The sequence below is a fragment of the Streptomyces sp. MST-110588 genome (assembly GCF_022695595.1).
Taxonomy (GTDB): Bacteria; Actinomycetota; Actinomycetes; order Streptomycetales; family Streptomycetaceae; genus Streptomyces.
In genome coordinates this window covers 5,592,810-5,616,962 of record NZ_CP074380.1, presented here as the reverse complement: position 1 = coordinate 5,616,962, position 24,153 = coordinate 5,592,810, and the positions used below count along the sequence as shown (strand labels likewise).

Here is a 24,153-nt window from a genome sequence, read left to right as displayed (position 1 = left end):
GGGCCTCATCCCGACAGCGCGACCGAGTACATCCCGCCCCGCCGGCCCTCCGGCGAGGTGAGCCACTCCAGCTTCGCGGCGGTATCCGTCGCCGGCTGCGGATTGTGCAGCACCACGGTCAGATCCGGACGCGCCGGCACCCGCAGTTGCGTGCTCTCGAAGTACAGCGCCCCGACCAGCGGATGCTCGATCTCCTTCTGGATCTGCCCGCCGTCTTGTACGTCACCCAGCGCCCACAGCTCCGCGAACTCCTGACTGGCCTGCGACGCCGCCCGTACGACCTCCTCGTACCCCTCGTCACCGGGCCGCTCCGAACACGCCGCGCGGAACTGCGCGACGACGGCCGGGGCGTTGCGGGCCCAGTTCCTGGCCCGGGCACGGTAGACCCGGTCGGTGAAGAAGGCGATCATGCAGTTGAGCGAGACCCCCTCCTGACCGTGCCCCAGGACCAGGTGCGAGGCGTCGTTGTAGGCGATGGTGTTCCAGTAGGGGTCCATGATGTGCGCCGGGAAGGGCATCCACGCGTCGATCAGCCGCTGAAGGCCGTCACCGACACCGGTGCCGCTGTCCGGCCCCTGCGGCAGCGGCGGGTTCAGACCCGCCAGGACGTACAGATGACGCCGCTCGGCGCCGTCCAGCCTGAGCACCCGCGCCACGGAGTCGAGGACCTGCGGCGAGACGGTGATGTTCCGCCCCTGCTCCAGCCACTGGTACCACGAGGCACCGACACCGGCGAGCACCGCGACCTCCTCGCGGCGCAGCCCCGGCGTACGGCGCCGGCCGCCGTCCGGCAGCCCCGCCTCGGCCGGGCTGACCCGCGCCCGGCGGCTCATCAGGAAGTCGCGCAGTTCCTGCCGCCGGCGCACATCGGCACCGGCACCGATACCGGCAGCGGCACCGGAACCGGCGGCTCCCGCTCCGGTGGCCGGCCCCGGACCGGCCGCCGGCCCCGGACCGGTGGCGGCTGTGACGGCCGCGCCGGCGGTGGCACCCGCCGCATTGCTCCCCCTGGTCACCTGTTCCCCCTGTCATCCCAGGCTGGTGGTACGGACACCACGATAAGTTGCCGCTCCCCACCGGATATTCCGCGGCTCCAAGCTCCTCATATGCCAACCGATACGTCCCTGCTCCCCGGCACCGCGCCGACCGCCCAGACCACACAGACCGCGCCAACCGCACAGACCGCGCAGACGGCGTCCGCAACGCCCGCAGCTCCCGCACCCCCCGCCGCGCCCGAGCGGATGACCACCCGCGACAAGCTCATCCTCATGGTGCTGTGCGCCGCGCAGTTCATCATCGCGCTGGACTTCACCATCCTGAACGTGGCGCTGCCCGTCCTCGGCAAGGACCTGGGCATGGGCCAGGCCGACCTCCAGTGGGCGGTCACCGCCTTCGCCCTCCCCTCCGGCGGCTTCCTGCTGCTGTCCGGCCGCATCGCCGACCTGTACGGGCGGCGCCGGCTCTTCCTCGCCGGGCTCGCCCTGTTCACCGTGGCCTCCGTACTGGCCGCCCTCGCCTGGGACCCGGCCACCTTCCTGGCCGGACGCGCCGTCCAGGGCCTGGGCGCGGCAATCATCGTGCCGACCGGCATGTCCCTGCTGACCACCACCTTCACCGAGGGCCCACGGCGCGAACGCGCCCTGGGCATCAGCGGCAGCGTGCTCTCCACGGGATTCACCGTCGGCATGGTGCTGGGCGGCGTGATGACCGACTCGCTGGGCTGGCGCTCGACCATGGGCCTGCTGAGCGCGGCCGGTGTGGCCGTACTGGTGGCGGCCCCGCTGCTGCTCCCGGAATCCCGCAACCCGCTGCGCCCGCGGATCGACGTCCCCGGCGCGGTCACCGTCACCGGCGGTCTGCTCGCCCTGATCTACGCCCTGTCGACCGCCGCCGAAGCCGGCTTCGGCCGCCCGGACGTCCTGAGCACCCTGGTCGTGGGCGTGGTCCTGCTCATCACCTTCGCCGTCGTGGAGTCGCGGACCGACCAGCCGCTGGTCTCGCTGCCGATGCTGCGCCGCCCCACGGTCGCCTGGGGCAACCTGGCGGGCCTGATCACCTTCGCGATGATGAGTACGGTCGTCTTCCTCCTGACGCTCTACCTCCAGGAGGTGCTGGGGCTGACGGCCTTCCGGACCGGGCTGGTCTTCGGCGTACAGGGCGTGGTCTCGGCACTGGCCGGCATCCTCGCGCCCAAGGTCATCGGACGTATCGGCGCCCACCGCACCCTGGTCCTCGGCCTGCTGGTCCAGGCCGTCTTCACCGCCGCGCTGCTCGCTGTGGGCTCCGGACCCGGCGACGGCGCCGGTGTCTGGCTGGCCCTGGCCGGCGTGAGCATCGGCAGCCTCGGCCACCTGTGGGCGATCATCTCCTACGGCGTGACGGCCACCTCCGGCGTGCCCGACGACCAGCAGGGACTGGCCACCGGCCTGGTCAGCAGCTCCCAGCAGGTCGGGATCACCGTCGGCATCCCGCTGCTGAGCGCCGTGGCCTCGGCGCGCATCGCGGCGCTGCGCGAGAGCGGTACGGGCTTCGCGGACGCCACGCTCGGCGGCATCAAGCTCGGCCTGGGCCTGGACGCCGCCCTCGTCGCGGTCGTCGCCCTCCTCGTCGCGGTGGGCCTGCGCCGGACCCGTACGCGACGCGGCACCCCGCCCGCGGCATGAGCACGAGCCGCTGTGGCAACCGCGCTCACGCCACCGCCGACGTCACGCCACTGCCCTCCTGACACCACCTTCCTCACACCACCCTCCTGCCACCGCCTTCCTGACACCGCTGCCCGGCGCGATCGAAGAACGCGCCGGGCAGCGGTGGGGTGTCCTGCAAGGTGTCCGTGAAGAACGTGGAAGAAGGGCGAAAGAACGTGAAAGAACGTGCGGCCTCAGCCGCCCGCGCCCCCGCCCGTCCCCTCATCGGCCGGCTCCCGCTCGCGGACCGGCTCGCACAGCACCGTAATGATCTTGTTGCGGCGCCCCGCCGGTGCCTCCGCGGTCAGCCGCAGCGCCTTCAGGGACGGATCGGCCGGGTGGTCGCGAAGATCGACCTCGGCCGTGGCGCCCGCGATCGGCACCCGCCCCAGATGCTTGGCCAGCAGCCCGCCGACCGTCTCGACGTCCTCGTCGTCCAGCTCCGCCACCCCGTACAGCTCACCGAGGTCACCGATGTCCAGCCGGGCGGTGACCCGGTAGCGGCCCTCGCCGAGGTCCTCCACGGGCGGCAGCTCACGGTCGTACTCGTCGGTGATCTCCCCGACGATCTCCTCCAGGATGTCCTCGATCGTCACGATGCCGGCCGTGCCGCCGTACTCGTCGATGACCACCGCCACGTGATTGCGGTCGCGCTGCATCTCGCGCAGCAGGTCACCGGCGTTCTTGGTGTCGGGGACGAAGACGGCCGGGCGCATGGCCGTGGAGACCAGCTCGCTCTCGGCGTCCCGGCTGATGTGCACCTTGCGGGCGAGGTCCTTGAGGTAGACCACGCCCACGATGTCGTCCTCGTTCTCACCGGTCACCGGGATGCGGGAGAAACCGGAGCGCAGCGCCAGGGTGAGGGCCTGACGGATGGTCTTGTAGCGCTCGACGGAGATCAGGTCCGTACGCGGCACCATGACCTCGCGCACGAGGGTGTCACCGAGCTGGAAGACGGAGTGCACCATACGGCGCTCCTCGTCCTCGATGAGCGACTCCTTCTCCGCCAGGTCCACCAGCGAGCGCAGCTCGGCCTCCGAGGCGAACGGGCCCTGGCGGAACCCCTTGCCGGGGGTCAGCGCGTTGCCGAGGAGGATCAGCAGCGGCGGGATCGGCCCCATGATCCGGGCCAGCGGCAGCAGGACGTACGCGGCGGCCGTGGCCGTGTTCAAAGGGTGCTGGCGGCCGATGGTGCGCGGGGAGACGCCGACGGCGACGTAGGAGACGAGCACCATGACGGCGATGGCGACGGTCAGCGCCTGCCAGGTCTCCTGGAAGGAACGCAGACAGGCATAGGTGACCAGCACCCCGGCCGCCATCTCGCAGCCGACCCGCACCAGCAGCGCGACGTTGAGGTAGCGGGTGGGGTCGGCGGCCACGGCGGCCAGTTTCGCGCTGCCGCGCCGCCCGGACCGTACGGCCTCCTCCGCGCGGAAGCTGGTCGTACGGGCCAGACCGGCTTCCGCGCAGGCCGCGAGCCAGGCGATGACGACCAGGAGGACGGCGACCGCTATGAGCTGAGTGGTCATCGTCACCCGGTCAGGTGATGGTGGGGGCCGGGGAGGGACCGGTCAGGCCCCGCTCGGCACGCCAGCCGTCGATGATCGCCGCCTGGAGGCCGAACATCTCGGCCTTCTCGTCCGGCTCCTCGTGGTCGTAACCGAGCAGGTGCAGCACGCCGTGGACGGTCAGGAGCTGCAGCTCCTCGTCCATCGAGTGCCCCGTCGGCGCCTGGCGCCCCTGCTTCTCGGCGACCTCCGGGCACAGCACGATGTCCCCCAGGAGCCCCTGCGGGGGCTCCTCGTCGTCCTTGGCCGGCGGGCGCAGCTCGTCCATCGGGAAGGACATCACATCGGTGGGACCGGGCAGGTCCATCCACTGGATGTGGAGCTGCTCCATGGCGTCGGCGTCCACGACGATCACCGACAGCTCGGAGAGCGGGTGGATACGCATCCGGGCCAGGGCGTAGCGCGCCACATCCAGGACGGCCTGCTCGTCGATGTCCGTTCCGGACTCGTTGTTGACGTCGATCGACATGAAGTGCTGTTTCTCGTTTCTCAGGGTCACTGGCCGTTGCGGCTGTCGTACTTCTCGTACGCGTCGACAATACGGCCGACGAGCTTGTGCCGTACGACGTCCTGACTGGTGAGCCGCGAGAAGTGCACGTCCTCCACCCCGTCCAGGATCGACTGGACCTGCCGCAGACCGCTCTTCGTACCGCCGGGGAGGTCGATCTGCGTGACGTCACCGGTGATGACGATCTTCGAGTCGAACCCCAGGCGGGTGAGGAACATCTTCATCTGCTCGGGGTTGGTGTTCTGCGCCTCGTCGAGAATGATGAAGGCGTCGTTCAGGGTGTTGTGCGTGAGCAGGTAGTCCTGTGTCACGTACAGCGAATCCTCGGCCGCGACCTGGATGCACACGGCTTCCTCACGCCCCGCGGGTTCGATGGAGTCGATGAACCGCCTCGGACGTCCGCCGCCCCCGGCCGCACGGTACGTCTCGGCCTTGCGGGCGAGACGGAACGGCTCGATTCCTTCGGGAAGACGGATGTCGACGATGTGCGCGTCCCGGTGGTGGACGACATCACGGTCCCCTGCCCTCCCCGGCTTCCTGCCCTCGGCTGCCCTGCGGCGGGTGCAGGCCACGCCGCCCAGCGACTGGACCAGCGCGATGACGTCGTCCCGGAGGAGGTCCGATGCCGTCGTGTACTGGATCCGGCACGTCCGGTCGGCCTGGGTCACCGGTGCGCCGTCGGAGTCGAGCAGCCCCTGCAGGACGGCCAGACGGACCTCCGCGGAGTTCTGGAGATAGGCGTCCGGCACGAACTTCGTGTACGACCCGGTGCCGAGCAGGTCAAGGGCGCGCAGAGCGCCCGTGACCGGGTTCTCCACAGTGACGACATCGCCCGGTGCCTTCACGGGGTTCAGCGTGTCATCGACGCGGTTCTTCCGCCGTACTTCCGCACCGGGAAGTGCCGCCTCCACAGCGAAGGCCGGCTCTTGGTCATCGGTGCAGAACGACGGCGTGGTGCGGCCGGTCAGGCAGCCGTCCCCGAGCAGCAGACCCAGCGCGTACGGGTCCATGGGCACCGCCCGCTCCGGGAAGCACACCGGCGCGGTGAGCAGCGGCAGCTCGTACCGACGGGCGTGCGCCGTGCGGAGGTTGCCGATCATCTCCTTGGTTTCCAGGACCCGCCACGGCTCGTCGCGGCGCTTGCCGGCCGCGGTACGGACCGTCCACAGGTGTTCCCCGCAGCACAGGGTCCAGGAACCGTCCTGCGCGGTGACGCGGTAGATGTCCTTCTCACCCTGCGGGTAGACACCGAGGACCGGGGTGGGCTCACCGTTCGACCCGATGACCAGATCGCCCACCTGGAGGTCGCCGATGGGACGCCAGCCGTCCGGAGTCAAGACGTTCGTGAACACCGGTTGCGCCCGTCCCCGCATATACGCGAGCGGCGCGACCTCGATCGTTCCCGCCGCCATCAGGCGCGGGATGGAGTCGGGGTCGAGCATGTCGTGCAGCGCGTCGTACAGGGGGCGCAGGTACGGGTCGATCTTCTCGTAGAGGGTGCCGGGCAGGAAGCCCAGGCGTTCGCCGGCCTCGACCGCGGGGCGGGTCAGGATGATGCGGTTGACCTGCTTGGACTGAAGTGCCTGGACGGCCTTGGCCATGGCCAGGTACGTCTTGCCGGTACCGGCCGGGCCGATGCCGAAGACGATGGTGTGCCGGTCGATGGCGTCGACGTAGCGCTTCTGGTTGAGCGTCTTGGGGCGGATCGTCCGGCCGCGGTTGGACAGGATGTTCTGGGTGAGCACCTCGGCGGGCGTCTCGCCGGCCCCCTCGCCGTTCTCCGCCGCGCGCAGCATGGCGATGGAGCGTTCCACTGCGTCCTCCGTCATCGGTTGTCCGGTGCGGAGCACCAGCATCATCTCGTCGAACAGGCGCTGGATGAGGGCGACTTCCGCGGCGTCGCCGACAGCGCTGACTTCGTTGCCCCGAACGTGGATGTCGGTCGCCGGGAACGCCTTCTCGATCACGCGCAGGAGCGAGTCGCCGGATCCCAGGACCGTGACCATGGGGTGCTTGGCCGGGACGGTGAACTGGGCGTGCGCCTGCGGTCGCGTGGGTGTCTGAGTCATGGGCCGGCCCTGGTGGCCTGCTCAACCCCCATTCCTTGCTGGTGAGGAAGGTGCCGGCGACCCGGCCCCTCGGGATACCAAGGGTACGACGGTGCACTGACATGCCCGAGGGTATTTCCGTCAGGCGTTCCCGGACCGGGACGTGAGGGCGGGCGGTCACGCTGCGTGAGGGGCGGTCATGCCGGGTGGCGGAAGCCGAGCGTGGGGACGGCGCGGGCCAGTGGCCAGGCGCGGCCGTGGGCCGGCAGGACCGCGTCGAGGAAGGCGTAGCGGCGCAGCGCGGCCGGGTCCTGGTCGTCGTAGGACCGTACGTGCTGCCACCAGGCGGCGATCTCGACCCAGCCGGGCGCCGAGAGCGAGCCGCCGAACTCCTGCACCGACAGGGCGGCGGTCAGTGCCGCGAAGGCGAGCCGGTCGGCCAGCGGCCAGCCGGCCAGTGTCCCGGTGACGAACCCCGCCACGAAGACGTCCCCGGCGCCGGTCGGGTCCAGGGCCTCGACGGCGATGGCCGGGACCTCGGCGACGGCGCCCGTACGGCTGTCGACGGCGTAGGCGCCCTGGGCGCCCATGGTGACGACGGCGAGCGGGACCAGGTCGGCGAGCTTGCGGGCGGCGGCGCGCGGGCAGTCGGTGCGGGTGTAGCGCATCGCCTCCTCGGCGTTGGGCAAGAACGCCTCGCAGTGCTCCAGGTCGGCGAGGTCGGCGGGGTCCCAGCGGCCGGTGTCGTCCCAGCTCACGTCGGCGAAGATCCGGCTGCCGCGGCCCGCCGCGCAGCCGAGCCAGCCCTCGCTGCGGCCGGGGACCAGGGAGGCGACGCAGGCACGGGTCGGCGGCGGACAGCCGGGGGCGTGCTTGCCGTCGAAGGGGCCCGGGACGGCACTCCCGAAGCCCCCGGGGCCCCCGGCGCCTGCGCTCCCGGCGCTTGCGGCGCGCTCCGGGGGCTCGGTGGGCGGCGCCTCGTGACCGTGGGAGACCATCGTGCGCTCGCCTTCGTACGCCATGGAGACGGTGACCGGGGAGTGCCAGCCGGCGACCGTGCGGGAGAGCGTCAGGTCGATGCCCTCGCCCTGTTCGAGCGCCTCCCAGCAGTACTCGCCGTACTTGTCGTCGCCGAAGGCCGCGGCCAGGGAGGTGCGCAGGCCCAGGCGGGCCAGCGCGGTGGCCATGTTGGCGACGCCGCCGGGGCTGGAGCCCATGCCGCGGGCCCAGGACTCCGTGCCGCGTACGGGGGCGGAGTCCAGGCCGGTGAAGATGATGTCCAAGAAGACCGTTCCGGTGAGGTAGACGTCGGTGGGCGGGTCGCCTTCGGCCCGTACGGCGGCGAGCGGGTCCAGGACGGGCGCCGAGGGTCCCGTGGGCGCCGTGTGCGCGGCCTGTCGGCGGTCCTGTGTGCTCACCGTGCCTGCCCCTGCTCGTCTCCTCCCGCGCGCGTGCGCGGTGGCCGGTCCTTTCGCCCCTGACGCCAGTGTGCCCGATGCTGCGGTACGTTCCGGCCCATGAGGCTCACGATTCTCGGTGGCGGCGGGTTCCGCGTGCCGCTGGTCTACCGCGCCGTGCTGGACGATCCCGCCAGGACCGTGTCCGAGGTGACGCTGTACGACACCGACGCCCGGCGGGCGGGGGTGATCGCCGCGGTCCTGGAACGGCTGGCCCAAGGACGCACCGACCCGGTACCCGTACGGGTCGCCGACGGACTCGACGAGGCGCTGCGCGGCGCCGGCTTCGTCTTCTGCGCGATCCGGGTCGGCGGTACGGCAGGCCGGGTGCGTGACGAGCGGATCCCCCTGGACGAGGGCGTGCTGGGCCAGGAGACGGTGGGCGCGGGCGGTGTGCTGTACGGGCTGCGGACGATCCCCGTGGCGCTGGAGATCGCCGAGCGTGTCGCGGCGCTGGCGCCGGACGCCTGGGTCATCAACTTCACCAATCCGGCGGGGATGGTGACGGAGGCGATGGCGCAGGTGCTGGGCGAGCGGGTCATCGGGATCTGCGACTCGCCGGCGGGACTGGTGCGGCACGTGGCGCGGGCGGCCGGGGCCGGTTCTGCGGACCTGTCCGACGGGCCGGCGGCAGGCGGTACGGGCCCGGGCGGGCGGCCCGCGCCCGGCACCGTCACGTACGACTACGTGGGGCTCAACCACCTCGGCTGGCTGCGGTCGTTCACCCTGGACGGCCGTGACCTGCTGCCGGGCCTGCTCGCCGACGACCGGGCCCTGGCCTCCTTCGAGGCGGGCCGGCTCTTCGGCGCGGACTGGCTGCGCGCCCTGGGCGCGATCCCGAACGAGTATCTGCACTACTACTACTTCCGCCGCGAGACGCTGCGCGCCGTACAGGAGGCGCGGCAGACCCGGGGCGCGTTCCTGGACCGGCAGCAGGGGGCGTTCTTCACCGAGGCCGCCGCCGCGCCGGACCAGGCGCTGGAACTGTGGGAGCGCACCCGGCGGGAGCGCGAGGAGACGTACATGGCCGACGCCCGGGAGGCCGGCGGCGGCTGGCAGCGTGAGGAATGCGACCTGGAGGGCGGCGGTTACGACCGGGTCGCGCTCGCCCTGATGCACGCCATCGCGCAGGACCGGCGCGGCCGGCTCATCCTCAACGTACGCAACGGGGCGACGGTTCCGCAGCTCGCCCCCGACGCCATCATCGAAACGGTGTGCGAGGTCTCCGCGCACGGCCCGCGCCCGCTGCCGTGCGCCCCCCTGCGGGAAGACCAGTTGGGGCTGATGCTCCAGGTCAAGGCGGTGGAGCGGGCGACGGTGGAAGCCGCGACCTTCAAGGACCGCCACGCGGCACTGCGCGCCTTGGCCCTCCACCCCCTGGTGGACTCCCCGGCGGTCGCCGCCCGCATCCTGGAGCGGGCGGCCACGGCCTGAGACCTCCGGACTCCTCGTGCCCGGCGGCGCCTTCGGTGACCGCTCCGGTCGGCGGATTCCTAGGGCGTTTCTGATGGATCTCCGTGGAAGACGGAGCGGTGTTCGGTGCGTGCGCTCGGCGTGCGGTGTGAAGGGTCATGTGGCGGAGCCACCTGTCCCTTTGCGCCGTGCGGCGAGGGTGCGTGCCGGGCGACGCGAGGCCGCGGAGATCCGTCAGAAGCGCCCTAGGGCTGCCACTCCTCCTGATGGGCGGCCTCGGCGGCGATGGTGGTGGAGTCGCCGTGGCCCGTGCGGACCACGGTGTGCGGCGGCAGGGTCAGCAGCCGTTCGCGGATCGAGCGGACGATCGTCGGGAAGTCCGAGAAGGAGCGCCCGGTGGCGCCCGGTCCGCCCTGGAAGAGGGTGTCGCCGGTGAAGACGGTGTCCAGCGCGGGGGCGTGGAGGCAGACCGCGCCCGGGGCGTGGCCGGGGGTGTGCAGCACCGTCAGGTCCGTACCGGCGATGGTCAGCACCTGGCCGTCGGTCAGCGTGGCCTCCGGCGCCCGGTCCGGGTGGGTGAGTTTCCACAGCGGCAGGTCGTCCGGGTGGAGGTGGATCATGGCGCCGGTGCGGGCGGCCAGCGCCGGGGCGGCGTCGATGTGGTCGTTGTGGGCGTGGGTGCAGACAATGGCGCGCAGCGTACGGCCGCCGAGGGCGGTGAGGATGGCCTCGGCGTCGTGGGCGGCGTCGATGACGATCGCCTCCTGGTCGTCGCCGACGATCCAGACGTTGTTCTCCACCTCCCAGGTGCCGCCGTCCAGGGAGAAGGTGCCGGAGGTGACGAGGTGGTCGACGCGTGCCGCCATCAGAACGTCACCACCGAGCGCAGGACGTCACCCGCGTGCATCCGCGTGAACGCCTGCTCCACATCCCCGATGCCGATGGTCTCGGTGACGAACGCGCCGAGGTCGATCCGCCCCTGCTGGTGCAGGTCGATCAGCATCGGGAAGTCGCGGGAGGGCAGGCAGTCGCCGTACCAGGAGGACTTCAGCGCGCCGCCGCGGCCGAAGACGTCCAGCAGCGGGAGTTCGAGCTGCATTTCCGGGGTCGGTACGCCGACCAGGACGACCGTCCCGGCCAGGTCCCGGGCGTAGAACGCCTGCCGGTAGGTCTCGGGGCGGCCCACGGCGTCGATCACCACGTCCGCGCCGAAGCCGTCGGTCAGCTCGCGGATCGCCTCCACCGGGTCGTGGCGGCGGGAGTTGACGGTGTGGGTGGCGCCCACGGTCTTGGCCGTCTCCAGCTTCCGGTCGTCGATGTCCACCGCGATGACGCGGGCCGCGCCCGCCAGCCGGGCGCCGAGGACCGCCGCGTTCCCCACGCCGCCGCAGCCGATGACCGCGACCCGGTCGCCGCGGCCCACCGCGCCGGTGTTGATCGCGGCCCCGATGCCGGCCATCACACCGCAGCCCAGCAGTCCGGCCACGGCCGGGGAGACGCCCGGGTCGACCTTGGTGCACTGCCCGGCGGCCACCAGCGTCTTGTCGGCGAAGGCGCCGATGCCCAGCGCGGGGCTCAGCTCGGTGCCGTCCTTCAGCGTCATCTTCTGCCGGGCGTTGTGGGTGTCGAAGCAGTACTGGGGGCGCCCGCGCCGGCACGCGCGGCACCGGCCGCACACCGCGCGCCAGTTGAGGATCACGAAGTCGCCGGGTGCGACGTCCTGGACCCCCGCGCCGACGGATTCCACGACGCCCGCCGCCTCGTGGCCGAGCAGGAAGGGGAAGTCGTCGTTGATCCCGCCCTGCTTGTAGTGCAGGTCGGTGTGGCACACCCCGCACGCCTGCACCTTCACCACGGCCTCGCCCGGCCCCGGGTCCGGCACGACGATCGTCTCCACCCGGACCGGCTCGTTCTTGCCCGGCGCGATGACGCCACGGACTTCTTGTGCCATCGGGACAGCCCCTTCCGAAGATCATGTACGGGAGCAATACCGTACGCGGGCCGGGCGGCGGCGCACAGACGACTTCCTGCCGGGACCGGGCCACCGGCGTCCATTCCCGGCCCTCATATTCACCCCATCGGCTCCAGCCTTTGCCAACCGTTGAATCTTCGCGCGTAGATCGGCGCTGCCCCGCCTGCTAGATCTACTACGTCCTCACCCCCCACACCCCCTCAAGGAGCAGCACCGTGCACCACCGCACCCGCCTGGGCGCCGCCGCCGTCGCCACCGCCCTCGCCGTCGGCACCGCCGCCTTCGGCATCGGCCAGGCCACCGCCGACCACGCCGTACCGCGTACGGACAAGGAGATCCCCAACCTCACCCTGGTCCAGGACCAGATCAAGGCGTACTACGGCGACACCGTCACCTCTGACGGGCAGCACTACGCCTCGGACAAGAGCAACTACGCCAAGCAGGTCCGCGGCATCGAGGCCAAGGCCGAGCGCTATCTGACCGACGCCCTCGACAAGAGCCGTCCCAAGAGCGGCGGGCAGCACGTGGCGGCCTCCGACCACGGGCACGGGCACAAGCCGGCCAAGCCCGCCATCGTCCTGGACATGGACGACACCACCCTGCTCACCTACAACTACGAGCTCCAGGTCGGCTTCCACCACACCCCGAGGCCCAGGACAAGTACCTGGCGAGCACCGACATGGCCGCCGTCTTCGGCATGAACCAGCTCGTCAACAAGGCGCACAAGGCCGGGTACGAGGTCTTCTTCCTCACCGGCCGCAAGGAGGCGCAGCGCGCCTGGAGCGTACGGAACCTGAAGAACGTCGGGTACAACGTGCCGCTGGACCGCAAGCACGTCTACCTCAAGGACAAGAAGAACCCGCCCGCCTACCTGCCGTGCGGCGCCAACTGCACCACGGTGCAGTTCAAGTCCGGCACCCGCAAGCACATCGAGTCGCTGGGCTACGACATCGTCGCCAACTTCGGCGACCAGTACAGCGACCTGAAGGGCGGTTACGGGGACCGTACCTTCAAGCTGCCCAACCCGATGTACTACCTGCCGTAGCGGACGGTGGTCCGGCCGCCGGCCTCCGGCGGCCGGATTCGGTGACAGCCGGATTCGGTGACGGCCGGACCAGTGGCGGCCGGATTCGGTGACGGTCGGCTCAGCGGCGCTTGGGGACCGGGACGCGCATCAGGTCCTGTGCGACGGTCAGCTCCCCCGTGAACCCCGCCGCGCACGCCTGGCGCTCGAACTCCGAGGGGTCGGGGTAGCGCTGCGAGAAATGGGTGAGGACCAGATGGCGTACGTTGGCGCCGGCGGCCACCCGCGCGGCCTGACCGGCCGTCAGGTGACCGTGTTCCTCGGCCAGGCCGGTGTCCTCGTCGAGGAAGGTCGACTCGATGACCAGCAGGTCGCAGTCCTCGGCCAGCTCCCGTACGCCCTCGCACAGCCGGGTGTCCATGACGAAGGCGAAGCGCTGGCCGGCCCGTACCTCGCTGACCTCCTCCAGCGTCACACCGCGCACCGTCCCCTCGCGCTGCAGCCGCCCCACCTCCGGCCCGGCGATGCCGTGTGCCGCCAGCCGTTCGGGCAGCATCCGCCGCCCGTCGGGCTCGACCAGGCGGTAGCCGAAGGACTCCACCGGATGGGAGAGCCTGCGCGCCTGAAGGACGTACGAAGGGGTCACGGCCAGGTCGCCGTCGGCGCGGACCGGCTGCTCGCACAGCTCGACCGTCTCGCGGTAGGCGGTGGCGTACCGCAGCCGCTCGAAGAAGCGCCGGCCGCTCGCCGGGTAGTGGGCGGTGACCGGATGCGGCACCCGGTCCAGATTGATGCGCTGGATGACCCCGGCGAGCCCGAGACTGTGGTCGCCGTGGAAGTGGGTGACGCAGATCCGGTTCAGGTCGTGGGCGGCGACCCCGGCCCGCAGCATCTGCCGCTGGGTGCCCTCCCCCGGGTCGAAGAGGATGCCCTCGCCGTCCCAGCGCAGCAGATAACCGTTGTGGTTGCGGTGCCGGGTGGGGACCTGGCTGGCGGTCCCCAGGACGACGAACTCGCGTACGGACAAAGGAGCCGGCCCCGTCCCCGTCAGACCAGGCGCTGCAGGTCGCGGCCACCCAGGACGTGCGCGTGGGCGTGGAAGACGGTCTGGCCCGCGCCGGGGCCGGTGTTGAAGACGATGCGGTAGCCCGTTCCGTCCACCTTCTCGTCGGCCGCCACCTGGCCCGCCTCGCGCAGCACGTCCCCGGCGATCACCGGTTCGGCGGCGGCCAGCTCCGCGGCGTCGGAGTAGTGGACCTTGGGGATGACCAGGACGTGGGTCGGGGCCTGCGGGCTGATGTCGCGGAAGGCGAGGGTCGTCTCGGTCTCCCGCACGATCGTCGCGGGCACGTCCCCCGCCGCGATCTTGCAGAACAAGCAGTCGGCCTGCGGTTCTCCGGCCACCAGTGGGCTCCTCCCGGGTCTACGGCCCGCGCGCGTCTCGCGTACGGGCCGATCGCGCGTACGACTCCGGATGGTACCGGCCCGTCCGGGCCCGGTGGCGCAGCGCCCGGTTACCGGCTAGTGGTACGCGGCCCAGGTCTTGCCGGGATCGGGGTGGTCGTTGTTGTTTCCGTCGTTGTTGTTTCCGTCGTTGTTGCTTCCGTCACCGTTGCTTCCGTCGTTGTTGTTCCCGTTGTTGTTGTTTCCGTTGTTGCCGTTGTTCTGGCCGGGGTCGTCGTGACCGTCATTGCCCTGTGGGTCGTCCGAGCAGGTGTCGCTGGGGGACGGGTCCGGGTCCGGTGAAGGCGGCGGCGGGTCGGGGCTCGCCGTGACGGTCACCGTCACCGGCGGCGTGTACGGCGGCCGTACGGTCGGGGGGCGGCTCGGCGGCCAGACCGTATGGGTCACGGTCGGCCGCGGCGGATTGGCCGTCGGCTGGTCGCCGCTGCAGTCGCCGAGGACGGACACCCGGAAGACGAGACGGTTGCCGACCCGGGCCGTCAGCCGTCCCCGTACGCACCGGCTGTCGATCTCCTGTGTCACCAGCCCCTTGATGGTGATCTTCTCTCCCCCGGCGGACTCGCCCTGGCAGTCGACGACGGCCACCGGTCGCGTACGGGGCGTGTGGGTGGGGTTGGCGGTGGCCCATCCGTCACCCGGGATCGTGGCCGTACAGCTCAGCCAGCGCACCTGGACGCCCGCGTGCTCCAGCGCCCTGGTGCCGGTCTGGTCGGTGGTGTACGCCACGGACGCGGTGTTCAGTCCGCCCGCCGGCTCACAAGCCGTCACCGCGGCGACCGCCGCGCCCGCCGCCCCGACCGCCGCCAGCAGCCGCCTGGGGCGCAGGTGCCGCGGGAGCGACGGGGTGCGCCGGATCCGGCGGATCCGCTGGATGCGCGGGATTCTTGGGTTCCGTGGATTCCGTAGGTCTCCTACGCGCCGTATAGCGCCCATGACAGGCAGCTTGCCATCGCCGTACGCGGACCGACAGCCACGGCTCGGCCAGAGTGCCACGCGCCGGCCGCCCCCGGCCTCCCCCTGTACGAACCCCCGGACGGGCACGCGTACGTGGTTCGTCGGGCGGCCCCTGACCGGCGGGCGGGCGAAGAACCGGCCAACCGGCTGCGGCGGCACCGAACGGGCGGCCCCCGGTCACTAAGCTGATCCACCACAGAAGGCTTTCGCCCATGAACCGGGCCTTTCGCCCACGAACCGGGAGCTGTCCACCATGGCAACCACGCGCACCGCCCAGACCCACTGGGAAGGCAACCTGATGGAGGGCAAGGGCACCGTCGCCCTGACGTCCTCCAACGTCGGCTCGTACGAGGTGAGCTGGCCCTCCCGCGCCGAGCAGCCCAACGGGCGCACCAGCCCCGAGGAGCTGATCGCCGCCGCCCACTCCTCCTGCTACTCCATGGCCTTCTCCCACGGCCTGGCGGGCAAGGGCTACACCGTCGCGTCGGTCGACACCAAGGCCGATGTCACCTTCCAGCCGGGCGAGGGCATCACGGGCATCACGCTGACCGTGCGGGCGAGCGTGCCCGGCCTCTCGGAGGAGGACTTCCAGGCCGCGGCACAGGACGCCAAGGCCAACTGCCCGGTGAGCCAGGCGCTGGCCGGGGTCAAGAACATCACCCTCGACGCGCAGTTGGTCTGAGGGCCTTCGGCGCCCGCGGGCCGGCCGGGACGGAGGGCCCGGCCCGCCCGCAGGGCGCCTGACGGGCGGGCCGAGGGGCACCTGAAAGGGCGTGCGCCCACCGGGCGGCCACCGACCGTCCACCGGGCGCCGGGGCAACGGCCCACCGGCCGGCCGGCGCCCCGTCACGGCCGGTAGCTCAGCTCCAGCGCCCGGTGCGCCCCAGCAGCAGCGCGGTCGCGGCCGTACCGGCGGTGGAGGTACGCAGCACGCTCGTACCCAGCCGGTACGGCCGCGCCCCCGCCGCGGCGAAAACCGTCAACTCTTCGGGCGACACACCGCCTTCGGGTCCCACGACCAGGACGATCCGGCCCTCGGCGGGCAGTTCGGCGGTGGCCAGCGGCACGCTGTCCGCCACCCGGTCCTCGTGCAGGACGGCCGCGAGATCGGCCCCGGCCAGCAGCTCGGCCACCTGCTTGGTCGTCATCGCGTCGGTGACCTCGGGGAAACGCAGCCGGCGCGACTGCTTGCCCGCCTCGCGCGCCGTGGCACGCCACTTGGCCAGCGCCTTGGCGGCCCGCTCCCCCTTCCACTGGGTGATGCAGCGCGCCGCCGGCCACGGGACGATGGCGTCCACGCCGGTCTCCGTCATGGTCTCCACGGCCAGTTCGCCGCGGTCGCCCTTGGGGAGAGCCTGGACGACCGTGATGTGCGGGACGGGTTCCGGCTCGGTCCGTCCGGCGGTCACCCGCACCACGAGGCGGTCCTTGCCCTCGGTCGCCACCACCTCGCCCTCGGCCGCCCTGCCGCGCCCGTCGGTCAACACCACGTCCTCACCGGCGCGCAGCCGCCGTACGGACACCGCGTGCCGGCCCTCGGGCCCGTCCAGCACGGTCTCGCCGGGCCCCGGCACCTTCTCCACGAGGAAGACCGGCGCCGTCATGACGCGCTTCCCGGATTGCCGCCCATGCCGCCACTCATGTCACCGCTCATGCCGCCACTCATGCCACCGCCCGTGCCACCACTGATGTCGCCGCCCGTGCCACCACTGATCTCGCCGCTCATCGCGCCACTCACGCCGCCGTTCCTGTCACCGCTCACCTCACCGCCGATGCCGCCGCTCATGACGTCACCCGCGCGCAACGACTGCCGGGTGGCCTCCAGTTCGGCCATCAGCACCTCGATCAGTTCCCCGGCGGGCAGCTCGCGCGCCATCCGGTGCCCCTGCCCGGCCCACAGCGCCATGCCCTGTGCGTCACCCGCCTTGGCCGCGGCCTTGCGCAGGCCGGAGGTGAGGTGGTGGACGGCGGGATAGGCGGCCGGGGCGTACGGGCCGTGCTCGCGCATGAAGCGGTTGACCAGGCCGCGGGCCGGACGCCCGGAGAAGGCCCGGGTCAGTTCCGTACGGGTGAACAGGGGGTTGGTCAGCGCCTGCTTGTGCAGCACGTGGGCGCCCGACTCCGGGGTGGCCAGGAACGCCGTACCGAGCTGCGCCATCGACGCGCCCGCCGCGAGCACCGCGGCGATCTGCGAGCCGCGCATCAGCCCGCCCGTGGCGATGACGGGAATCTGTACGGCCTCGCGCACCTGCGCGACGAGCGAGAGCAGCCCCATGCCGGCGCCGGTGGCGTCGGCGTGCGGGTCGTCGCGGTGGGTGCCCTGATGGCCGCCCGCCTCGATGCCCTGCACACAGACCGCGTCCGCGCCGGACCACTGGGCCGCCTGTGCCTCGGCCGCGGTGGTGGCGGTGACGACCGTGTACGTGCCGATCCTGGCGAACGCGTCGAAGACGGCGCGGGAGGGGCAGCCGAAGGTGAAGGAGACCACCGGTACCGGGTCCTCACGCAGGATGGCGAGCTTGGCCTCGTAGCCGTCGTCCACGCCGCCGCACGGGTCGATCTCCTCCAGCGGCGTCTGATACCAGGACGATTCACCCGCGAGCTGTTCGCGGTAGACCTCGACGGCGGCGACATCGGCGAGCGGCGGCTGCGGCATGAACACATTCACGCCGAAGGGCCGGCCCGTCAGCCCACGGAGCTGCTTGATCTCCTGGTACATGCCGTCGGCGGTCTTGTACCCGGCGGCCAGGAAGCCGAGACCGCCGGCCTCGCAGACGGCGGCGGCCAGCACCGGGGAGGCGGCACCTCCCGCCATGGGGGCCTGCACGATCGGGTGACGGCAGAGATCGGTCAGCGCGGTGGGCATGACCACATCGTGTCACGCCCACCGCCCTCCACTGAACCGGGCCTGCCGCCCGTTGAACGCGTCCTTCAACCGCGAGAACAGCCCCTGCTGCCCCGGCTGACCCCCCTCACCCGGGGACAACCCCCGGACCCCCGGCCGACACAGACCTACCGCCCGTTGAACGCGTCCTTCAACCGCGAGAACAGCCCCTGCTGCCCCGGCTGACCCCTCTCACCCGGAGGCAACCCCCGGACCCCCGGTCGGCACAGACCTACCGCCCGTTGAACGCATCCTTCAACCGCGAGAACAGCCCCTGCTGCCCCGGCTGGAACTGTCCCGTGGGGCGTTCCTCGCCGCGGAGCTTGGCGAGGCGGCGCAGCAGTTCCTCCTGCTCGGGGTCGAGCTTGGTGGGGGTCTGCACCTCGACGTGTACGACGAGGTCACCGCGTCCGCCGCCGCGCAGATGCGTCACGCCGCGCTGGTGCAGCGGGATCGACTGGCCGGACTGCGTGCCGGGCCGGATGTCGACCTCCTCCACCCCGTCCAGCGTCTCCAGCGGGCACTTGGTGCCCAGCGCCGCCGCCGTCATCGGGATGGTGACCGTGCAGTGCAGGTCATCGCCGCGCCGCTGGAAGACCGGATGCGGCAGCTCGTGGATCTCGACGTACAGGTCACCGGCGGGGCCGCCGCCGGGGCCGACCTCACCCTCGCCCGCGAGCTGGATGCGCGTCCCGTTGTCGACACCGGCCGGGATCTTGACGGTCAGCGTACGGCGCGAACGGATGCGGCCGTCACCGGCGCACTCCGGGCACGGGGTCGGCACGACCGTACCGAAGCCCTGGCACTGCGGGCACGGGCGCGAGGTCATGACCTGGCCCAGGAAGGACCGGGTGACCTGGGAGACCTCACCCCGGCCGCGGCACATGTCACAGGTCTGCGCCGAAGTCCCGGGCGCCGCGCCCTCGCCGCTGCACGTCGTGCAGACGACGGCCGTGTCGACCTGGATGTCCTTGGTCGTGCCGAAGGCCGCCTCGTCCAGCTCGATGTCGAGCCGGATCATCGCGTCCTGGCCGCGCCGGGTGCGCGAGCGCGGTCCGCGCTGCGACGCCTGTCCGAAGAAGGCGTCCATGATGTCGGAGAAGTTGCCGAAGCCGGCGCCGAAGCCGCCCGCTCCGCCGCCGCCCGACTGGGAGAGCGGGTCGCCGCCGAGGTCGTAGACCTGCTTCTTCTGCGGGTCCGACAGCACCTCGTAGGCGGCGTTGATCTCCTTGAACCGCTCCTGGGTCTTGGGATCGGGGTTCACGTCCGGGTGGAGCTCGCGCGCCAGCCGCCGGAAAGCCTTCTTGATCTCGTCCTGCGAGGCATCGCGCCGTACGCCCAGGACCGCGTAATAGTCCGTGGCCACTTACGACTCCGCCAGGATCTGTCCGACGTAACGTGCCACTGCGCGTACCGCTCCCATCGTTCCGGGGTAGTCCATGCGGGTCGGTCCGACCACGCCGAGTTTGGCCACTGCCTCGTCGCCCGAACCGTAGCCGACCGCGACGACCGATGTGGACGTCAGGCCCTCGTGGGCGTTCTCGTGCCCGATGCGTACGGTCATGCCGGAGTCCTTGGCCTCTCCGAGCAGTTTGAGGAGCACCACCTGCTCCTCAAGGGCCTCCAGCACCGGCCGGATGGTCAGTGGGAAATCATGTCCGAAGCGCGTGAGATTGGCGGTTCCGCCGATCATCAGCCGCTCCTCGGTCTCCTCGACCAGAGTCTCCAGCAACACCGACAGCACTGTCGAGACCGTGCCGCGGTCCTCCTGCTCGAAGGATTCCGGCAGGTCCTGCACCAGTTGCGGGACGTCGGTGAACCGGCGGCCCACGACCCGGCTGTTCAGCCGTGCCCGCAGGTCCGCCAGGGACATCTCGCTGAACGGCGCCGGGCAGTCCACCATGCGCTGTTCGACCCGTCCGGTGTCCGTGATCAGGACGAGCATCAGCCGGGCCGGCGCCAGCAGCAGCAGTTCGACGTGGCGCACCGTGGAGCGCGTCAGCGACGGGTACTGCACGACGGCGACCTGCCGGGTGAGCTGTGCCAGCAGCCGGACGGTGCGCCCCACCACGTCGTCCAGGTCGACGGCGCCGTCCAGGAAGTTCTGGATGGCCCGCCGCTCCGGGGTGGACAGGGGCTTGACGCCCGCCAGCTTGTCGACGAAGAGGCGGTATCCCTTGTCGGTCGGGATCCGCCCGGCGCTCGTATGAGGCTGGGCGATGAAACCCTCGTCCTCCAGCGCCGCCATGTCGTTACGGACTGTGGCCGGGGAGACGCCGAGCTTGTGGCGCTCGGTGAGCGCCTTGGACCCGACCGGTTCCTCGGTACCGACATAGTCCTGGACGATGGCGCGCAGCACTTCGAGCCTGCGTTCACTGAGCATCGCGCACACCTCCAGTCCGGCCGTCTTCTTCGGCTTGTTCCAGGTCATCCGCCTGGCACTCACAGGGGCCGAGTGCCAGACCCTGTGCCAGTGTACGGCCGGGTCACACGGCCAGGGCAAGGGCGGTCGGCATGACGCCTCTCACGGCGGCCCGCCCGGCGCCGCCGTCCTTCCCCCTTCCGTCCGGGTCGCTCCCGCCGCGGCCCGGCGGGCAACGCTACCGCGATACGGCTAGCGTCTTGGTATGCAAAGGAGTTGGGAAGAGGCCGGGTGGGAACAGCTCGGCGCGGGCGTCGCACGGCGCCGGATGCCCGGCTGGGACGAGACGATCGGCCTGGTCATCGGCTCGGCGGGGGTACTGGTCATCGATACGGGCGCCACGATCGCGGACGGCGCCGGGCTGCGCCGGCAGATCCGCGGGCTGACGGGCGGCCGTGAGGTGACACACGTAGCGCTCACCCACGCCCATTTCGATCACGTCCTGGGGACGGCCGCCTTCGCCGGGGTGGAGGTCTTCGGCGCGGCCGGGCTGGCGGAGCTGCTGGCCCGCGACAAGGACGGCCTGCGCGCCGACGCCGTACGGCACGGGGCCGACCCGGACGCCGCCGCCGAGGCCACCGATCTGCTCGTCCGCCCGCGCCACCCGGTCCACGGCGAACACGTCCTGGATCTCGGCGGCCGGCAGGTGGTGCTGGCCGTGGCCGGCCCCGGGCACACCGCCCACGACCTGGCGGTCCTGGTCCCCGCCGGGCCCGGCACCCCCGCGGTCGTCTTCTGCGGCGACCTGGTCGAGGAGTCCGGCGCACCGCAGGCCGGGCCGGACGCGGCGCCCGACCGGTGGCCGGCGGCGCTGGACCGGCTGCTGGCCCTCGGTGGCGAGGACGCGGTCTACGTCCCGGGACACGGCGCTGTCGTGGATGCCCCTTTCGTCCGTGCGCAGCGTGCCGAGCTGTGCCGCCGCTTCGGCGTGTCGCCCTCCTGACCTGCCGAAGCTTCCTATCGTCTGTCCAATGCGCAGCAGACAGTACGGTCCCGATCTCACGCCCCCGTGGAAGAAGCAGCGGCCCGCGCCACAGGTCGAGGCGGCGGTGGACCTGGTGGTCGAAGAGGCCACCACGGGCTTTTGCGGCGCGGTGGTCCGGTGCGAGAAATCCGCCCAGGGTCCGACGGTCACCTTGGAGGACCGCTTCGGCAAGCACCGGGTCTTCCCCATGGAGCCGCGCGGCTTCCTGCTGGAGGGCCAGGTCGTCACTCTCGTACGCCCCCGCGGCGCCCAGGGAGGTGCCACGGCCGGCCGCCCGGCCCGTACGGCATCCGGCTCACTGGCCGTCCCGGGAGCGCGCGCCCGGGTGGCACGCGCCGGACGCATCTACGTGGAAGGCCGCCACGACGCCGAACTGGTCGAACGGGTGTGGGGCGACGACCTGCGCATCGAGGGCGTCGTCGTGGAGTACCTGGAGGGCATCGACGACCTGCCCGCCGTCGTGCGCTCCTTCTCCCCCGGCCCGGACGCCCGCCTCGGCGTCCTGGTCGACCACCTCGTTCCGGGCTCCAAGGAGTCCCGTATCGCGGCGTCGGTCACCGACCCCGATGTCCTGATCGTCGGCCACCCGTACATCGACGTCTGGGAGGCCGTGAAGCCGTCCTCCGTCGGCATACCGGCCTGGCCGTCCGTACCGCGCGGCCAGGACTGGAAGACGGGCGTGTGCCGGGCACTGGGCTGGCCGCAGAACACCGGCGCGGCCTGGCAGCGCATCCTGTCCTCCGTACGCTCCTACAAGGACGTCGAACCGGCGCTGCTGGGACGGGTGGAGGAACTGATCGACTTCGTCACGGCCGGGAGTGCCGCCCAGCGTGGGGAAGCGTCCTGAACGCACGGGTGTCCAGTCCGACGTCCAGCAGGTCCAGCGGCACCGGATCGCCGAACTCGGTGATGCGTTGCACGGCGTAATCGGCGCCGTCGCCGCTGCCGGTGGGCTCGGTGAGCAGGACGCACCGTCCTATGAGGGGATCGATGATCAAGTAGGCGGGAACCCGGCCCGCCGCATAAACGGAGCGCTTGATGTCGTAGTCACGTTCGACGCTGGTCCTGGAGACGACTTCCACGAGCAGCGTGAGGACGGCGGAGGGAAGCAGCCGCCCGGACACCGGTCCGGCACCGCGCTCCAGCACCACGAGGTCGGGCACCGGCTCGCTGTTCTCACCGAGGATGTCGACATCCTGCGTCTGAACGCGCCGCCAACGCTGTCGCGGGATCTGGTCCATCACATCCGTAACGATGCAGTTGTGGACCCAATCCGGGCTCGCCGTCAGCACGATTTCCCCCCGGAGGAGCTCGGCCTTGAGGCCGTCGGGAACCTGAAGGTTCTCCAAGAGCTCCGGCATCCGGCGTTCATCCACAGCGGTCGTTTCCCTGGCCTGTCGTTTTCTGTCGCCGCATTTACGGCGCCAGACTAAGGACGGCACAGGCGGACACTCGGCGTAGCGAAACCAGTTCACTCAAGTGAGTGATCAGTCCACCAGGTCCCTGACCACCGCGTCCGCCAGCAGCCGTCCGCGCAGGGTCAGTACGGCGCGTCCCGCCTGGTACGGGGCGGGCTCCAGCAGACCGTCGGCCAGCGCCCGGGCGGCGGCGCGGGCACCGGCCGGGGCGAGGATGTCCAGGGGGCAGCCGGCCGCGAGACGCAGCTCCAAAAGGATGCGTTCGACGCGGCGGTCCTCCTCGGGCAGGACCTCGCGGCCCGCGCCCGGTGAGCGGCCCGCCGCCAGCGCCTGGGCGTACGCGCCGGGGTGCTTGACGTTCCACCAGCGCACGCCGCCGACGTGGCTGTGCGCGCCGGGGCCCGCGCCCCACCAGTCGGCGCCGGTCCAGTACAGCTCGTTGTGGCGGCACCGGCCCGCCTCACCGGTCGCCCAGTTCGAGACCTCGTACCACCCAAAGCCCGCCGCGGTCAGCGCCTCCTCGGCGATCAGGTAGCGGTCGGCGTGCACGTCGTCGTCGGTCATCGGGACCTCGCCGCGGCGGATGCGGCGGGCGAGCTGGGTCCCCTCCTCCACGATCAGCGCGTACGCCGACACATGGTCGGGGCCCGCGCCGATCGCCGCGTCCAGGCTCGCCCGCCAGTCCTCCTCGCTCTCCCCCGGCGTCCCGTAGATCAGGTCGAGGTTGACGTGTTCGAAGCCGGCCGCCCGCGCCTCGGCGACACACGCCTCCGGGCGGCCGGGGGTGTGCGTACGGTCCAGGATCTTCAGTACGTGCTGCCGCGCGCTCTGCATCCCGAAGGAGACACGGTTGAACCCGGCCGCGCGCAGCTCCTCCAGGTAGCGCGGGTCCACCGACTCGGGGTTCGCCTCCGTGGTGATCTCCGCGCCCTCGGCCAGGCCGAACTCCTCCCGGATGGCGGCGAGCATCCGCCCCAGGTCGGCGGCGGGCAGCAGGGTCGGGGTGCCGCCGCCGACGAAGACGGTCTCCACCGGCCGCGGGTCGTCCCCGAGCACCTTGCGGGCCAGCCGGATCTCCTCGGCGACGGTCTGCGCGTAGTTCTCCCGCGAGGCGAGCGCGCCGCCGGAGCCGCGCAGCTCGGTGGCGGTGTAGGTGTTGAAATCGCAGTAGCCGCAGCGGGTCGCGCAGTACGGCACGTGCAGATAGAACCCGAGGGGCCGGCCGCCCGCTCCCGCCAGGGCATGAGGGGGCAGCGCCCCGTCGTCGGGCATGGGCTCACCATCAGGCAGTGCGGAAGGCATACCTCCCATTGTCCGCCATGCCGAGGGTTCCCCGGCCGGCCGAGCGGGGA

At 71.7% G+C, this 24,153-nt stretch carries 21 protein-coding genes and 1 pseudogene; 6 read left to right on the top strand and 16 right to left on the bottom strand.

The annotated features are described in order from the left end of the window. Positions 1 to 5: 5 nt before the first annotated feature. A complete protein-coding gene (locus tag KGS77_RS24450; RefSeq protein ID WP_242587665.1) occupies positions 6 to 833 on the bottom strand; it encodes a helix-turn-helix transcriptional regulator in 828 nt (275 codons plus the stop codon). 408 nt (positions 834 to 1,241) lie between these two features. Between KGS77_RS24450 and KGS77_RS24445 the strand changes: the two genes are divergently transcribed. Further along, positions 1,242 to 2,663 (top strand): MFS transporter, encoded by a 1,422-nt coding sequence (locus KGS77_RS24445; protein ID WP_242587664.1) that lies wholly within the window; start codon positions 1,242 to 1,244, stop codon positions 2,661 to 2,663. Between the two features lie 215 nt (positions 2,664 to 2,878). On the opposite strand, the gene KGS77_RS24440 is transcribed toward KGS77_RS24445, so the two are convergent. From KGS77_RS24440 to KGS77_RS24425, 4 genes are all read right to left on the bottom strand, one after another. Continuing rightward, entirely contained in the window at positions 2,879 to 4,213 is a 1,335-nt protein-coding gene (locus KGS77_RS24440; RefSeq protein ID WP_242587663.1) for a hemolysin family protein, read from the bottom strand. 10 nt (positions 4,214 to 4,223) lie between these two features. Next, on the bottom strand, positions 4,224 to 4,721 hold the full coding sequence (ybeY, locus tag KGS77_RS24435) for an rRNA maturation RNase YbeY (protein WP_242585114.1): 498 nt from the start codon (positions 4,719 to 4,721) through the stop codon (positions 4,224 to 4,226). A 26-nt stretch (positions 4,722 to 4,747) separates the two neighbouring features. Further along, positions 4,748 to 6,829, bottom strand: coding sequence for a PhoH family protein (locus tag KGS77_RS24430; RefSeq protein ID WP_242585113.1), 2,082 nt, complete (start codon positions 6,827 to 6,829; stop codon positions 4,748 to 4,750). A 176-nt stretch (positions 6,830 to 7,005) separates the two neighbouring features. Beyond that, positions 7,006 to 8,163: a PfkB family carbohydrate kinase gene (locus tag KGS77_RS24425; RefSeq protein ID WP_242587662.1), complete on the bottom strand. Its 1,158-nt coding sequence runs from the start codon at positions 8,161 to 8,163 to the stop codon at positions 7,006 to 7,008. A 162-nt stretch (positions 8,164 to 8,325) separates the two neighbouring features. Between KGS77_RS24425 and KGS77_RS24420 the strand changes: the two genes are divergently transcribed. After that, positions 8,326 to 9,699, top strand: coding sequence for a 6-phospho-beta-glucosidase (locus KGS77_RS24420; protein WP_242585112.1), 1,374 nt, complete (start codon positions 8,326 to 8,328; stop codon positions 9,697 to 9,699). A gap of 224 nt (positions 9,700 to 9,923) precedes the next feature. Here the strand turns inward: KGS77_RS24420 and KGS77_RS24415 are convergent, their stop codons facing one another. Both KGS77_RS24415 and KGS77_RS24410 read right to left on the bottom strand, forming a co-directional pair. Beyond that, positions 9,924 to 10,544, bottom strand: coding sequence for an MBL fold metallo-hydrolase (locus KGS77_RS24415; RefSeq protein ID WP_242585111.1), 621 nt, complete (start codon positions 10,542 to 10,544; stop codon positions 9,924 to 9,926). Then, entirely contained in the window at positions 10,544 to 11,629 is a 1,086-nt protein-coding gene (locus tag KGS77_RS24410) for an S-(hydroxymethyl)mycothiol dehydrogenase (protein ID WP_242585110.1), read from the bottom strand. The genes KGS77_RS24415 and KGS77_RS24410 overlap by 1 nt, the downstream gene beginning before the upstream one ends. A 236-nt stretch (positions 11,630 to 11,865) precedes the next feature. Here KGS77_RS24410 and KGS77_RS24405 point away from each other — a divergent pair. After that, positions 11,866 to 12,695: pseudogene (locus KGS77_RS24405) on the top strand (HAD family acid phosphatase). A 100-nt stretch (positions 12,696 to 12,795) separates the two neighbouring features. On the opposite strand, the gene KGS77_RS24400 reads toward KGS77_RS24405, so the two are convergent. The 3 genes from KGS77_RS24400 to KGS77_RS24390 all read right to left on the bottom strand — a co-directional run bounded on the left by KGS77_RS24400 (position 12,796) and on the right by KGS77_RS24390 (position 15,071). Beyond that, positions 12,796 to 13,701 (bottom strand): ribonuclease Z, encoded by a 906-nt coding sequence (locus KGS77_RS24400; protein ID WP_242585109.1) that lies wholly within the window; start codon positions 13,699 to 13,701, stop codon positions 12,796 to 12,798. A 20-nt stretch (positions 13,702 to 13,721) separates the two neighbouring features. After that, positions 13,722 to 14,078, bottom strand: coding sequence for a histidine triad nucleotide-binding protein (locus KGS77_RS24395; RefSeq protein WP_242585108.1), 357 nt, complete (start codon positions 14,076 to 14,078; stop codon positions 13,722 to 13,724). 117 nt (positions 14,079 to 14,195) lie between these two features. After that, the gene (locus KGS77_RS24390; protein ID WP_242587849.1) at positions 14,196 to 15,071 is read right to left on the bottom strand and encodes a hypothetical protein; all 876 of its coding nucleotides are present in this window, start codon (positions 15,069 to 15,071) and stop codon (positions 14,196 to 14,198) included. A gap of 274 nt (positions 15,072 to 15,345) precedes the next feature. Here KGS77_RS24390 and KGS77_RS24385 point away from each other — a divergent pair, with 274 nt between their 5' ends. Beyond that, a complete protein-coding gene (locus KGS77_RS24385) occupies positions 15,346 to 15,774 on the top strand; it encodes an OsmC family protein (RefSeq protein WP_242585107.1) in 429 nt (142 codons plus the stop codon). 178 nt (positions 15,775 to 15,952) lie between these two features. Here KGS77_RS24385 and KGS77_RS24380 read toward each other — a convergent pair whose 3' ends face one another. The 4 genes from KGS77_RS24380 to hrcA all read right to left on the bottom strand — a co-directional run bounded on the left by KGS77_RS24380 (position 15,953) and on the right by hrcA (position 20,359). After that, on the bottom strand, positions 15,953 to 16,696 hold the full coding sequence (locus tag KGS77_RS24380; protein WP_242585106.1) for a 16S rRNA (uracil(1498)-N(3))-methyltransferase: 744 nt from the start codon (positions 16,694 to 16,696) through the stop codon (positions 15,953 to 15,955). Continuing rightward, positions 16,693 to 17,958, bottom strand: a complete 1,266-nt coding sequence (locus tag KGS77_RS24375; RefSeq protein ID WP_242585105.1) for a nitronate monooxygenase — start codon at positions 17,956 to 17,958, stop codon at positions 16,693 to 16,695. Before KGS77_RS24375 ends, KGS77_RS24380 begins: the two co-directional genes overlap by 4 nt. 250 nt (positions 17,959 to 18,208) lie before the next feature. Further along, complete coding sequence (dnaJ, locus tag KGS77_RS24370; protein ID WP_242585104.1) at positions 18,209 to 19,342, bottom strand: molecular chaperone DnaJ; 1,134 nt, start codon at positions 19,340 to 19,342, stop codon at positions 18,209 to 18,211. Beyond that, positions 19,343 to 20,359, bottom strand: coding sequence for a heat-inducible transcriptional repressor HrcA (hrcA, locus tag KGS77_RS24365; RefSeq protein ID WP_242587661.1), 1,017 nt, complete (start codon positions 20,357 to 20,359; stop codon positions 19,343 to 19,345). It lies immediately after the preceding gene. Positions 20,360 to 20,603: 244 nt separating this feature from the next. Between hrcA and KGS77_RS24360 the strand changes: the two genes are divergently transcribed. Together KGS77_RS24360 and KGS77_RS24355 are read left to right on the top strand one after the other, a co-directional pair. Then, on the top strand, positions 20,604 to 21,341 hold the full coding sequence (locus KGS77_RS24360; protein WP_242585103.1) for an MBL fold metallo-hydrolase: 738 nt from the start codon (positions 20,604 to 20,606) through the stop codon (positions 21,339 to 21,341). Positions 21,342 to 21,369: 28 nt separating this feature from the next. Beyond that, the gene (locus tag KGS77_RS24355) at positions 21,370 to 22,230 is read left to right on the top strand and encodes a DUF3097 domain-containing protein (RefSeq protein ID WP_242585102.1); all 861 of its coding nucleotides are present in this window, start codon (positions 21,370 to 21,372) and stop codon (positions 22,228 to 22,230) included. On the opposite strand, the gene KGS77_RS24350 is transcribed toward KGS77_RS24355, so the two are convergent. Further along, a complete protein-coding gene (locus tag KGS77_RS24350; protein WP_242587660.1) occupies positions 22,190 to 22,744 on the bottom strand; it encodes a Uma2 family endonuclease in 555 nt (184 codons plus the stop codon). The genes KGS77_RS24355 and KGS77_RS24350 overlap by 41 nt on opposite strands. Before the next feature lie 126 nt (positions 22,745 to 22,870). After that, a complete protein-coding gene (hemW, locus tag KGS77_RS24345) occupies positions 22,871 to 24,103 on the bottom strand; it encodes a radical SAM family heme chaperone HemW (RefSeq protein WP_242585101.1) in 1,233 nt (410 codons plus the stop codon). Positions 24,104 to 24,153 lie beyond the last annotated feature (50 nt).